The following is a 13,238-nucleotide window of genomic DNA, read 5'->3' on the forward strand; positions in this document are numbered from 1 at the left end:
CCGGCAAGAAGACGTCAACGCCTTGAAGATAAAACGATACCGGCAACAATCAGCAAAAACGCCACCGCATGAAACAGCTGTGGCGTTTCACCTAAAAATAACGACGACAGCAAAGCAGCAAACAAGGGCGTCAGATTACTGAAAAACGCCGCGATACTCGGCCCAACCCTTTGCACGCCCATGCCCCAGCAGCGAAAGGCTATCAGTGCTGGCCCGATGGCGACAAACATGATCGCCGCAATCAGCGTACCGCTCCAGTGAATGACTGGCGCAGCAAGCATCCATTCACCTGCCGCAAACAAACCCGACCATACCAGCCCGAAGCTGACCTGTGCCAATAAAAAATGTGACCAGTGATCGCGTAATTCGCCGTCACCGCCACGGGTCAGCAGCCAGCTGTAAAGTGACCAGCAAATCGCCGCCAGCAACATCAATATATCGCCCGGAACCAGACGCAGCGCCATCAGATGCTGAAGCTCACCGCGACTCAGCACCAGCAATACTCCTGCGATCGAGACGACCACGCCTGCTACCGCAGAGCGCGAAATCGGTGCCTGGAAAAATAAGCGCCCGATTAATAACATCCAGACTGGCATGCTCGCTGCCACCAGCGTCACATTGATGGGCGTTGAACTTTGCAAGGCCAGATATTGCAGGGCGTTATACATCCCCACACCAAGCAGGCCGAGAATTGCGTAGCGATACCAGCGAAACCAGAATATGCTGCCACGTTTAAAAATACCGGCAGCCATCGGTAACAAAATCAGAAAAGCAATTGCCCAGCGAAAGAAATTCAAGCTTACTGGCGGCACCATCGTATGTATCATACGTCCAACAACTGCATTCCCAGCCCAAAGCAGCGGTGCAAATACCAGTAAAAAAATAGTGCCGGGAGTCAGTTGATGATTCATACAAAATCGGAACAGGAAAGAAATGGCGGTCAGCAAAGTCCGACAGCATACCACCCGGATACAGGTGACGACACAGCAGAAAGAGAGAAGGTCAAAGTGAAACTATTAATTCTGGGCGGGACTGGCTTAGTAGGTCAGCAATTGCTTGCGCAAGCCCTCGCACACAAGGATGTCACGCAAGTGATCGCGCCGACGCGTACCGCCTTAGCGCCGCATTCGCAATTACGCAATCCCATCGTTGACTATGCCAGCTTGCCGCCGGATGCAGACTGGTGGCAAGCAGATGCGGTCTTATGTGCGCTCGGCACGACGATCAGGATCGCCGGCTCGCAAGCAGCATTTATCCGTATCGACCACGACTATGTCATCGCCGCTGCCCGCCTCGCCAAAGCCGCAGGGACAAAGCAGTTTGTATATAACTCGGCGCTTGGTGCAAAAGCAGAAGCCGGCTCCTTTTATTTACAGGTGAAAGGCCAGGTGGAAGATGATTTGCGTGCTTTGGAATTTTCAGCACTGACTATCGTTCGTCCATCGCTGCTCAGCGGCGGCAACAGAAAAGATAAACGCCCGGCCGAAGCCATCGCGATCGTCTTATCCAGCCTATTCGGCAAACTGATACCACGACGCTACCGTGCGGTGAATGTCGCCGATGTGGCAGCAGCGATGCTGCAGGCAGTCGTCACCGCGAGTGTTACTGCAGCCGATAACGTCGTCATTCTGGAATCGGATCAATTGCAGGGTGCAATGGCTCGCATGACAGACAAATCAAGGCAAGTCCAATAAAAATCTGCCTCTCCAGCCAAAAAGCGCTGGAAAGGCAGGTATTTATTCAGACGTTCTCAGCTATTTTTACGATTTTCAACGCAACTGATGTTTCAACGAATGTTGCGACGAATGCCGCAATTAACGCTGCATGCTTTCCCAGACTTTCTGCAAACGCTTCACGGACACCGGCATCGGCGTCCGCAATTCCTGCGCAAACAACGAAACCCGCAACTCTTCCAGCAGCCAGCGGAATTCGAGTAACTTAGGATCGGCATCAGCACCTGTTTTGCGCGGCGTTCTTTGCCATGGTTGCGCGACACTGTTCCACTCTGCCATCAATTTAGCGTCACGCGCCGGGTCAGCACGCAGCTTATCCATCCGTATCGTGATCGCTTTCAGATAACGTGGAAAATGTGCCAGTTGGCTGAAATCCGTCTCTGCAATAAAGCGTTTGGTAATCAGCATCTGCAACTGATTCTGAATATCCGCCGCCGCTTGCGCATGCGCTTTGATGCCCTGAATTTTCTTCGGCAGACTGTGATACTCCGCCAGTATCTGCCCCGCCATACGGGCGATTTCATTCGCCAGCAAATTCAGGCGCGCCTTACCTTCTTCGCGACGGGTATTAAATTCACCCGAATTGCTTGGCAATGGCTGCTGCAAACATGCACGTTCAATCGCCGTCTGAATAATCTGTTCGCGCAATTCTTCCTGTGAGCCCAGCGCCATAAACTGCATGCCCATCTGCTGCAGACCTGGAATATTTTTCTCCAGGAACTTCACCTGCTCCTTGAGCTGCAACGCAAACAGGCGGCGCAAGCCTATTCTGTGCACCCGCGCTGCTTCATCCGGGTCGTCAAACACCTCGATATGGCAATGCGTGAGCTTATCCACCAGCGCCGGATAACCGATCAGGGTTTGCTTACCTTGCTGTACTTCCAGCAATTCCGGCAGGCTGTCGAAAGTCCAGCCTGTGAAATTTTCCTGCTTCAGGACCGGCGTTGGCACGACGCCAGATGAAACGTTCTGATGCGTTTTATTGCCGCTGCCTGTGCGTGGTGCTGCGCTGGCAGCAATTGTCTGCGTATCCAACAGCGCCAGCTTTTCTGCACTCGCAATTTTTTGAAAGCTTTCACGTGCCTGCCCGCCAAATTCTGCACGCAGATTCGCCAGATTCCGCCCCATTTCCAACTGGCGGCCATGTTCATCGACAACTTTAAAATTCATCGTCAGATGCACCGGCAGAGTTTCAAATTTAAAGTCCGTGGTTTTGCACAGCAAGCCTTTTTGCTCGCGGATATCGGCAATCACGGCATCGAGGAAATTACCTTTACCGAAGTCATTGCGCTCACAAAATCCTGCCGCATATTCCGGTAAAGGTACGCAATGACGGCGTATTTTTTGCGGCAAGGATTTGATCAGCAAATGTACTTTTTCCTTCAGCATACCGGGCACCAGCCACTCACTGCGCTCTGCTGACACCTGATTCAGTGAAAACAAGGGCACCGTCAGCGTCACACCATCACGCGGGCTGCCGGGTTCAAAATGGTAACTGAGTTGCAGCGCTACGCCAGATACCTGCATGGTTTTGGGAAATAAATCCGTCGTCACGCCAGCAGCCTCGTGACGCATCAGATCGTCTTTATTCAGATGCAACAGTTTGGGATTGGCTTTGATCGCCTCTTTATGCCATTCCTCAAACAAGACTGCGTTATACACGTCCGATGGAATCAGTTTGTCGTAAAACGCGACGATCAGCTCAGCATCGACCAACACATCGAGGCGGCGTGATTTGTGTTCCAGATTTTCAATTTCCCGCACCAGTTTCTGGTTGTGGACAAAGAACGGCGCGCGTGTCTCGAACTCGCCTTCCACCAATGCTTCGCGGATAAAAATCTCACGCGCTTCGACCGGGTGATACAAACCATACTGAATCCGGCGCTGACTGTAGACGACCAATCCATACAAGGTGGCTCGTTCAAACGCCGACACCTGACCCGTACGCTTTTCCCAGCGAGGCTCACCGTAGGATTTTTTCAGTAAATGACCGCCGATCTTTTCCAGCCATTCCGGCTGTATCTGGGCAATACAACGCCCGTACAAACGTGTCGTATCGACCAGCTCTGCCGCCATAATCCAGCGTCCGGCTTTCTTTGCCAGACTGGAGCCGGGCCAGATATAAAATTTGATGCTGCGGGCACCAAGGTAATGCGCATCTTCCTCGGATTTATAGCCGATATTTCCGAGTAAGCCAGTCAGCAAAGACAGGTGCAGTTGCTCATAAGTAGCGGCGCTCTCGTTCAGGCGCCAGCCCTGCTCTTTCACGATGGTCAGTAATTGCGAATGCACCTCACGCCATTCGCGCAAGCGCATTTGGCTCAGGAAATTGCTACGGCAATTGTCTTGCAACTGACGGTTTGTCTTTTTGTGTTCGATTGCATCTTCAAACCACTTCCAGATTTTCAAATACGAGATGAATTCAGATTTTTCATCCGCAAATTTCTTATGTGCCTGATCGGCTGCTGCCTGCGCATCCATAGGACGGTCGCGCGGGTCCTGCACCGATAAAGCGGCAGCGATGATCAACACTTCCTGCAAGGCCTGATTGTCGCGCGCAGCAAGGATCATGCGCCCGACTCGCGGGTCTAACGGCAATTTCGCGAGCTGACGACCAACGGCAGTTAATTGATTGCTGTCATCCATCGCCCCCAGCTCCTGCAAGAGCTGATAGCCATCGGCAATCGCTCTGCCCGGCGGCGGCTCGATAAAGGGGAAACTTTCTACATCGGTGAGTCGTAAGGACTTCATCCGCAAAATAACGGCGGCCAGCGAAGAACGCAAAATTTCCGGTTCAGTGAAACGGATGCGCTGATTAAATTCCTGCTCGTCGAACAGTCGTATACAAACACCGGCGGAGACACGTCCGCAACGGCCAGCACGCTGATTCGCTGCCGATTGCGCAATCGACTCAACCTGTAATTGTTCTACCTTGTTCCGGTAACTGTAACGCTTGACGCGCGCCAAACCGGTATCGACGACAAAACGGATGCCAGGCACCGTTAACGAGGTTTCTGCGACGTTGGTCGCGAGAACAATGCGACGCGCATTCGATACTTTAAACACCCGCTCCTGCTCTTGCGCTGATAAACGGGCAAATAAGGGCAATATCTCGACGTGCGGCGGATGATGCTTGCGCAAGGCTTCTGCAGCGTCACGAATCTCGCGCTCGCCAGGCAGAAACACCAGCACATCACCGGAACCGATACGGCATAACTCATCGACCGCATCGGTAATCGCGGTCATCAGATCACGTTCTTTATCTTTCTCGGTATCCTGCACCGGGCGATAACGTACCTCCACCGGATACAAGCGCCCCGATACTTCGATGACTGGCGCAGGCTTGGGTTCTGCGCCATGTGGTTTAGCGGAATCGTCGGCAAAATGATTGGCAAAACGTTGCGCATCAATCGTCGCAGACGTGATGATAATCTTCAGATCACGGCGCTTCGGCAGCAATTGCTTCAGATAGCCGAGCAGAAAATCAATGTTCAGGCTGCGCTCATGCGCCTCATCGATGATGATGGTGTCGTATTGACGCAGCAAAGGATCGGTCTGCGTTTCAGCCAGCAAAATACCGTCAGTCATCAGTTTGACCGATGCGCCTTTACTCAGCGTGTCAGTAAAACGCACTTTAAAACCGACATGTTCACCGAGTGGCGAATTTAATTCCTGCGCAATCCGCTTGGCGGTCGATGAGGCCGCAATCCGGCGCGGCTGGGTATGACCGATCAGGCCTTTGCGCCCACGCCCGAGTTCCAGACATATTTTTGGCAACTGCGTGGTTTTACCCGAACCGGTCTCGCCGCAGACGATGATGACCTGATGCTTTTGCAGGGCTTCCGCAATCTCGGCACGCTTGCCGGATACGGGTAATTCTTCCGGAAATGTGATGACAGGCAGTGGATTGCGGAACGGCAGATTGCTCTCATTGGCCGCCACAGAAGCAACCGCAGCAGAAGGCTTCGTACCACCGCGCACCGGTGACTGGCCAGCAGGCTTAGCCGGAGCGCGCTCAGAACGCCCGCGCTGAGCTTGCGAGGTCGCTGACGATGCAGCTGGTGACGCATATTGACGCACCTGATCGAGCGGCAATTTCGCGGCAGGCGTTGCCGGCTTTTCTGCCACTGGCGCAGCTTGCCGCAATTGTTGACGTAGCTCGCGCAACCCCGACAAACCATCGATCGTGGTGGGCGTTGCTTTTTTTTGGGAATTTTTAGGAGAATGATTAGAAGACATAGCGACGCGCATTATAATCTGCGGATGGAAAATCCTGTTCAATTCGTTCAATGGCTGCGCTCAGTCGCACCTTATATTCACGCCTTTCGTGGCAAAACCTTTGTGGTCGCCTTTCCCGGCGAACTGGTCATGGCAGGTGCGCTGCCGGTGCTGGCACAGGATTTGTCTTTATTGCATGCACTTGGCATCAAAATTGTCATCGTCCACGGCTCACGTCCGCAGGTCGCTGAACAACTCGCCCTGCGTAATGTAGAGGGTCGTTTTCACAATGGCATCCGGATTACCGATATCGCCGCACTCGAATGTTCGAAAGAAGCGGCCGGTGAATTACGTCTTGATATCGAAGCGGCATTCAGCCAGGGCTTGCCTAACACCCCGATGGCTCATGCTGCGATACGTTTGATTTCCGGCAATTTCGTCACCGCCAAGCCAATCGGCATTGTCGATGGCATCGATTTCGGTCTGACCGGCACCACGCGGAAAGTCGCTTACGACACCATAGGCCGTATTCTGGATGGTGGCAGCCTGGTCTTGCTGGGGCCACTCGGTTTTTCGCCGACGGGTGAGGCATTCAACCTGACGATGGAAGATGTTGCCGTCTCCACCGCGAGCGCCCTGCGCGCCGATAAGCTGATTTTTATTTCAGAGACACCGATGATGATCGATCGCGAAGGCGATGAAATCCGCGAGCTTTCCTTCATTCAGGCAGAAAAAGAACTGGCAGCGAATTATCTGCCACCCGATTCTGCTTTTTATCTGGAACATGCAGTCAAAGCCTCGCGCGGCGGTGTGCCGCGTATTCATATCGTGCCGTATGAAATGGACGGTTCCGCGTTGCTGGAATTGTTTACGCATGATGGCGTCGGTACGATGGTTTCGTCAGAAAATCTCGAAAGCCTGCGTGAAGCGACGATCGAGGATGTTGGCGGCATTATTAAACTGATCGAACCACTGGAAGCCGACGGCACGCTGGTGAAACGTGGCCGCGAACTGATAGAACGTGAAATCAATTACTTCTCGGTGATTGAACATGATGGCGTGATCTTCGGCTGCGCCGCCCTGTATCCGTTCCCGTTTGAAAAAATGGGCGAAATGGCCTGTCTGACGGTTAACCCTGATGTGCAGAGTCAGGGCGATGGCGAACGTATTCTGAAACACATAGAAAAACGCGCACGCCGCGCCGGCTTTCATTCACTGTTTGTGCTGACAACCCGCACCGAACACTGGTTCCTGAAACGCGGCTTTGTTAAAGCGACCGTCGATGATTTACCGAAAGACCGGCAAAAAATGTACAACTGGCAGCGCAAGTCATTGGTGCTGATCAAGCAGCTCTGATCACTTGCCTTTATAATCCACGGCGATTGAATTACTGTGATGTCCGCTGTGTTTTGACGTATTACTAAGGAGTATTACTATGGCCCGTATGGTCCACTGCATCAAACTGAACAAAGAAGCTGAAGGTCTGGATTTTCCGCCATATCCGGGTGAGCTGGGTAAAAAGATCTATGAAAGCGTATCCAAAGAAGCCTGGGCTGGCTGGATGAAACATCAGACCATGCTGGTCAATGAAAACCGCCTGAACCTTGCCGACACCCGCGCCCGCAAATATCTGGCGACGCAGATGGAAAAACATTTCTTTGGTGACGGTGCCGACGCCGCTGCCGGTTACGTACCGCCAACAGAATAATCAGATTTATCTTTTTAAAAAAGCCCGCAGCCTGCGGGCTTTTTTCTTGGCAACATGTCAAAAAATCGCAAACCAGAGCATCCGGATAACGGCATATTCTCATCCTCAGAAAGCCATCGTTATTTAAAACGTCAGTTTTTGCTGTTTTTATGAAAAACCCGTGTGTTTTTTGTGTTTTCTTAAGAATTTGTTCAGAAATGCCATATATGCTGAACGTTCTCAATGACATTTCTATTCCAAGATGCACCTCACCCTGGGTTCAACGATGAACATCTACAAAAAACGGGCAGCACTCAGGATAGGACTAGTCAGCCTGCTGCTGGCGATACTTGGCAGCCCTCTGGCCTGGCTGATCTCACGCGAAAATGCCGAAGAAGAAGTCGTTTCGTTTGCCATCGAAGAAAGTCGCCGTCCACTGGCGTTTCTGAACGACGCAAGTAAGTCTGCTACCGATAACGCCAGGCAAGCACAACATGGCGCCAACATTCTGACCAGCGGCATATTCGATATTGCCGAAGTCTACGATGCGCAAGGCAAAAAATTGGCTGAACAAATGACGCCGACCGGAAGTCTGGTTGAAAACCAGTTGCCACATCATGCACGCCCCGACTATCAGGATACGCACTACGAAAATAATGCGATCAGTCTGGAAGGAGACAAAAGAACGGCCATCCGTGTGTTCGTTCCACTGTTTGATAAGCAAAAGAAACTGAGCGGCTATTTTGAAGGTGTGCGCGTGATACCCGAATGGCAAATGCAGCAAATTTCTGCCGATGCCAGTATCGCTGCGCTGATGGTGGCGATTGCGTCTTTACTGTGTGGGATGACGATTTATCCGGTGGTCACCTACCTCGCAAAAGAGAACGAACGCAAAACACTGCAGATTTATGAATCGCACATTTCGATGATGGAAGCACTCGGGCGCGCCATCGCCAAACGCGATTCAGATACCGGCGCACACAATTATCGTGTCGCCTGGATGGCAGCGCTGATGGGCGAGAAACGTGGCTTGAGCGGCGAACACATGCAAGGACTGATCATCGGTAGTTTTTTGCACGATGTCGGCAAAATTGGTATTCCGGATGCGATTCTGTTAAAGCCGGGAAAACATACGCCGGAAGAAATGCAGATGATGCGTACCCATGTTGAGCATGGCGAACAGATCGTCAAAGGCGCGGGCTGGTTGCCCAGCGTTGCCGCCGTGGTCGCAGCCCACCATGAAAAATGGGATGGCCAGGGCTATCCACGAGGGCTACAGGGTGAAGCCATTCCTTTGGAAGCCAGGATATTTGCGATTGTGGATGTATTTGATGCTTTGTGCTCAAAGCGTCCATACAAAGAACCGTTCAGCTACGAGCAAGCGATCGCGATTTTACGAGAAGGCGCAGGCAGCCATTTTGACCCGGATCTGCTGGCACAATTTCTGGAGATCGCCAGTTCTGTCTACGACAAGATCTCGTCCATGAACGAAGAGCAAATACATGCATTACTCAGAGAGACCATGACTCGCCACTTCGTCATCCCCGCGTGAGCATTGTCGCTACTTGTATTGCAACAAGCAGCAAAACAGGAAACTGCGTCATAGATGCTATATCGGCAACGTGGTGCCAGAACTCTGCTTAATTTTCCCAATCCTGTGAGTGTCGTATCAGTGCAACCTCCGCCAGCATTTCACTGTCAGCACAATCGAGAATGCTAAGATATTAAGCACAATTTGTTCTGACAAGGTTGACATCATGAACCGGACTATCCTCACCGCACTCAGCCGCTTGTTCAGCATTTTCATTTTACTGGCACTCGTTTCCTGTGGATCAGGCGACACCTCTGCAAATAAAGAAACGGTCGCACCAGTTGCCAGCATTCGTGCCACCACGGCAGGCGGTGCTGCCAGCGACACAATCTATGTTTTACCCGAAACAGGCTGGTACTGGAACCCGGCGGAAGGCGGTCGTGGCTTTGCGATTGAACGTCAGGGGGACAAGATATTTTTGTCTGGCTTTCTGTACGAAAGCAATGGTCATCCGACCTGGTATGTCACCACACTGGAAATGCAGTCGAACAAACAATTTATAGGATCGCTGGCGCGTTTTGCCGGTGGCCAGAGTCTGACTGGTGACTATAAAGGCGCGACGCAGAGTCAGGTTGGTTATGCACTGCTCTCGTTTACATCCGCGACTGAAGGTACGCTGTACGTCACGCCGGATACCGGCGAAAACGCGATTACGGTCAAACTGCAGCGGTTTCCGATTTCCACTCCGGCGCCGTTTCAGGCTTCAGCCGCCAGTTTTCAAAACGGCTGGTGGTGGAGCGACAAAGAAGGTGGACGCGGCTATTTTATTGAAGTACAGGGCAATCAGGCCTTTATCGGCAGCTTCATGTACGACAGCGCTGGCGAACCAACCTGGTACGTCAGCTCCGCCACCTTATCCGCACCGAACAAGCTTAGCGGATCACTACAGGAATACGCTGGCGGTCAGACCTTGATCGGCGGCTACAAATCAGCGGCACTAAAAGCCAATGCAGGTGATATGAGTTTCAACTTCACCGCCGCCGACGCCGCGACGATGACACTGCCGAACGGGAAAGCTGTACAACTCAGCCGTTTTGGATTCAGCACCTCGACCAGTTCTACGCCGCCGTCAAACAGCTGTACCGCTCCACAGATACTGCAAAATGGCAGTTGCGTTACTCCTGCTGCATCAGCCCCAGTTCGGCCGGTATTGTATTTTGATATAGCACCAGTTCCGAGCGGAAATTATTACAGCGTTCTACTCTGTTATTCAGGCTCATACGGCTGCGACACACTGGTCGATTCTATTTTTGTCAGCAACGAAGAATTACAAGACCCGGATACCGCCGAAGCTTTAATTTATGCAAAAAGCGTCGCCGAGGAATTCCGGCAAATCATCGACCGGCTGTGGCGTGCAAAAACCTATCCCAGCCGTTCTGCGCTGGCCACAGCGTTCCGTACTGCTATCGAAAATAATCTGGCAAATCAAGGAAAAACTGCCGTCAACGATGCGACCAACTATCTGATCACTGCAGGCTATCCGGCAGCATCCACGACAGCGCCGGTCACACCGACCTGTTATGCGCCGCAAGTGCCGCAAAATGGTATTTGTGTCACGCCACCAGTACCCGTCACGTGCAAAGCACCGCAGATACTCTCTAACGGTTCCTGCGTCACGCCTTTGCCTTTGGATGTGAAACCAATATACGGTGCCTACGGCATCGCTACGCCCCAAAGCCATAAACAGTTTTCAGATGTCATCTGTGATAGCTGGCAAGTCATCGGCGCGCCGGTTGTGCTGAGTACCTGTACAACAAAATCGGGATACTGGGGCTACGAAGTTATCGAAAACCGCAGTGCCACAAGAGCCAGAATTTGCTACAAAGCCTATTTTCACAGCGGCGCAGCACCGGATAAAGGCTGTTATTCATATATGAAATCGATGGAAATAATGACGCCATATTGCACTGACTGCGCCAGCAGAAAAGGGGGAGCCCGGCAAATAGACTTAATCGAATTCACACCGCAGTAACATGATCTGCCGGACTTCATGCCTGCTGCATGCCAAAAGGATGCCTGAGAGCATAAAATATACTCCCCCCAGTATATAAAACAGCCCTTTATTTATAAGGAGATGAAGGTGGTTTTATTAAATCAGTGGGGGAGTATGCAAAAATGGCTGTCAATGACAGCCATTTTTTATGTCTGCTGAACGCCGACAAATCAGCGCATGACAAGCTCAGAATTTCAGCGTCTTTACGCCTTCTGCTGTTCCCAGCAGGCAGACATTTGCACCTTGCTGCGCGAACAAACCGACGGTCACGACGCCCACGATATTGTTGATCGTCGCTTCCAGTGCTACCGGATCAGCGATTTGCAGGTCGTACACATCGAGGATCATATTGCCGTTATCCGTCAACAAAGGTTTGCCGTCTTTCAGACGCAAACGCGCCTCGCCACCCAGCGCATTGAGCTTACGCGTCACCACCGCATGCGACATCGGAATCACCTCCACTGGCAACGGAAACTTACCCAGTTGATCAACGAGTTTAGAGCCATCGGCGATACAGACAAATTGATCAGCCACGGAAGCGACAATTTTTTCACGGGTCAGCGCAGCACCACCGCCTTTAATCATCGCGCCTTGTGGCGTGATCTCGTCGGCACCGTCGATATATACGGGCATCGATGTCACCTCATTCAGATCGAGCACAGTAATGCCGTGATCGCGCAGGCGTTGTGCAGTCGCTTCCGACGAAGCAACCGCCGCCTTGATTTTATGCTTCATCTTGGCCAGTTCGTCGATAAAGAAATTGGCGGTCGAGCCTGTGCCGACGCCGACAATCTCATTTTCAACAACATAAGCAATCGCCGCCTGAGCAACAGCGCGTTTCAATTCATCCTGAGTCATGTGATTTCCAATCATGCGTGGACCTGAATAGTACAGTCCGAAAGTTCAAAAAAAATTTGCGCTATTTTACCGGACAGCAGAGCAGCACACAGTAAAGCTCAGACCGGCCACAACGGTGCTTCATCCATCAGCGCAATCTGCTCGCGCAATTCGAGTATGCGATCCTGCCAGTAACGCTGGCTGTTAAACCAAGGGAACGCCGCCGGAAACGCCGGATCATCCCAGCGTTGCGCCAGCCACGCCGAATAATGCAGCAGACGCAGGGTGCGCAATGCCTCAATCAGATGCAACTGGCGCGGTTCAAAGTCGAAAAAGTCTTCATAGCCAACCAGAATATCGGTCAGCTGACTCTGCATCTCGGCGCGGTTACCGGACAACAGCATCCACAAATCCTGTATGCCCGGCCCCATGCGGCTATCGTCAAAATCGACAAAATGCGGCCCAGCCTGCTCGCCAGATTCCAGCCACAACACATTCCCCATGTGGCAGTCGCCATGCAAACGCAGCATAGCCACATCGCCTGCCCGCTCGTAACAGCGCGCAATGCCATCGAGCGCCTGTTGCAATACCGAGGTGTACGCCTGCAGCAAATCCGGCGGAATGAAATCATGCTCCAGCAACCACTGGCGCGGCGCGATACCAAAGGTGTGCTGATCAATTGCGGGTCGGTGATGATAGGTCTGCGTTGCGCCAACGGCGTGTATGCGTCCAATGAAACGCCCCAGCCATTCCAGTGTGGCGGCATCGCCGATTTCAGGTGCCCGCCCGCTCTGCCGCGGGAACAAGGCAAAACGATAGCCGTGATACTGATGCAGACTGTCGCCAGTCGCATTCACCAGCGCCGGTACAACCGGAATCTCCTGCGCCACCAGCTCGCGCACAAACTGATGTTCCTCAAGAATCGCCGCGTCAGTCCAGCGCTGTGGCCGGTAAAACTTGGCGATCACCGGTGGCGCATCGTCCAGCGCAAGCTGATACACGCGATTTTCATAACTGTTCAGCGCCAGCAAACGACCATCGCAATGCATGCCGCAACTATCAACAGCATCAAGCACGAGATCGGGCGTTAAGTCGGCGAAAGAAACGGCCAAAGTTTCGGGGAGAATTTGTTCTGTCATAGCCGAATTGTACGTGCTTATCCGGCGTCCGCTTTGATTT

General features: G+C 52.4%; 9 protein-coding genes. 5 read left to right on the forward strand and 4 right to left on the reverse strand.

Annotated elements, in window-relative coordinates; translation table 11 throughout:
- Positions 1-14 precede the first annotated feature (14 nt).
- Positions 15-911 carry a DMT family transporter gene (locus KDM87_RS13810; RefSeq protein ID WP_212679622.1) on the reverse strand — a complete coding sequence of 299 codons (897 nt, stop codon included), beginning with the start codon at positions 909-911 and terminating at the stop codon, positions 15-17.
- Here KDM87_RS13810 and KDM87_RS13815 point away from each other — a divergent pair.
- A complete protein-coding gene (locus tag KDM87_RS13815) occupies positions 903-1,694 on the forward strand; it encodes an NAD(P)H-binding protein (protein ID WP_212679623.1) in 792 nt (263 codons plus the stop codon). The genes KDM87_RS13810 and KDM87_RS13815 overlap by 9 nt on opposite strands.
- Before the next feature lie 120 nt (positions 1,695-1,814).
- Here KDM87_RS13815 and hrpA read toward each other — a convergent pair whose 3' ends face one another.
- The gene (gene hrpA / locus KDM87_RS13820; protein ID WP_212679624.1) at positions 1,815-5,972 is read right to left on the reverse strand and encodes an ATP-dependent RNA helicase HrpA; all 4,158 of its coding nucleotides are present in this window, start codon (positions 5,970-5,972) and stop codon (positions 1,815-1,817) included.
- Between the two features lie 24 nt (positions 5,973-5,996).
- Between hrpA and argA the strand changes: the two genes are divergently transcribed.
- From argA to KDM87_RS13840, 4 genes are all read left to right on the forward strand, one after another.
- Positions 5,997-7,307 (forward strand): amino-acid N-acetyltransferase, encoded by a 1,311-nt coding sequence (argA, locus tag KDM87_RS13825; RefSeq protein WP_212679625.1) that lies wholly within the window; start codon positions 5,997-5,999, stop codon positions 7,305-7,307.
- A 79-nt stretch (positions 7,308-7,386) separates the two neighbouring features.
- The gene (locus KDM87_RS13830; protein WP_186885801.1) at positions 7,387-7,659 is read left to right on the forward strand and encodes an oxidative damage protection protein; all 273 of its coding nucleotides are present in this window, start codon (positions 7,387-7,389) and stop codon (positions 7,657-7,659) included.
- 265 nt (positions 7,660-7,924) lie between these two features.
- Positions 7,925-9,190, forward strand: a complete 1,266-nt coding sequence (locus KDM87_RS13835; RefSeq protein ID WP_212679626.1) for an HD-GYP domain-containing protein — start codon at positions 7,925-7,927, stop codon at positions 9,188-9,190.
- A gap of 205 nt (positions 9,191-9,395) precedes the next feature.
- Positions 9,396-11,201 (forward strand): hypothetical protein, encoded by a 1,806-nt coding sequence (locus KDM87_RS13840; RefSeq protein ID WP_212679627.1) that lies wholly within the window; start codon positions 9,396-9,398, stop codon positions 11,199-11,201.
- Between the two features lie 207 nt (positions 11,202-11,408).
- Here the strand turns inward: KDM87_RS13840 and rpiA are convergent, their stop codons facing one another.
- Both rpiA and KDM87_RS13850 read right to left on the reverse strand, forming a co-directional pair.
- Entirely contained in the window at positions 11,409-12,080 is a 672-nt protein-coding gene (gene rpiA, locus KDM87_RS13845) for a ribose-5-phosphate isomerase RpiA (protein ID WP_212679628.1), read from the reverse strand.
- 98 nt (positions 12,081-12,178) lie between these two features.
- Complete coding sequence (locus KDM87_RS13850; RefSeq protein WP_212679629.1) at positions 12,179-13,198, reverse strand: serine/threonine protein kinase; 1,020 nt, start codon at positions 13,196-13,198, stop codon at positions 12,179-12,181.
- Positions 13,199-13,238 lie beyond the last annotated feature (40 nt).

Origin of the sequence: Cognatundibacterium rivi (assembly GCF_018139565.1) — a bacterium.
Lineage (GTDB): Bacteria > Pseudomonadota > Gammaproteobacteria > Burkholderiales > Burkholderiaceae_D > Undibacterium > Undibacterium rivi.

What these genes read in the sequence shown, in the direction of transcription:
- KDM87_RS13815 (WP_212679623.1), top strand. Translation starts at nt 903, where the DNA reads ATGATTCATACAAAATCGGAACAGGAAAGAAATGGCGGTCAGCAAAGT.
- KDM87_RS13810 (WP_212679622.1), bottom strand. Translation starts at nt 911, where the DNA reads ATGAATCATCAACTGACTCCCGGCACTATTTTTTTACTGGTATTTGCA.
- hrpA (WP_212679624.1), bottom strand. Translation starts at nt 5,972, where the DNA reads ATGTCTTCTAATCATTCTCCTAAAAATTCCCAAAAAAAAGCAACGCCC.
- argA (WP_212679625.1), top strand. Translation starts at nt 5,997, where the DNA reads ATGGAAAATCCTGTTCAATTCGTTCAATGGCTGCGCTCAGTCGCACCT.
- KDM87_RS13830 (WP_186885801.1), top strand. Translation starts at nt 7,387, where the DNA reads ATGGCCCGTATGGTCCACTGCATCAAACTGAACAAAGAAGCTGAAGGT.
- KDM87_RS13835 (WP_212679626.1), top strand. Translation starts at nt 7,925, where the DNA reads ATGAACATCTACAAAAAACGGGCAGCACTCAGGATAGGACTAGTCAGC.
- KDM87_RS13840 (WP_212679627.1), top strand. Translation starts at nt 9,396, where the DNA reads ATGAACCGGACTATCCTCACCGCACTCAGCCGCTTGTTCAGCATTTTC.
- rpiA (WP_212679628.1), bottom strand. Translation starts at nt 12,080, where the DNA reads ATGACTCAGGATGAATTGAAACGCGCTGTTGCTCAGGCGGCGATTGCT.
- KDM87_RS13850 (WP_212679629.1), bottom strand. Translation starts at nt 13,198, where the DNA reads ATGACAGAACAAATTCTCCCCGAAACTTTGGCCGTTTCTTTCGCCGAC.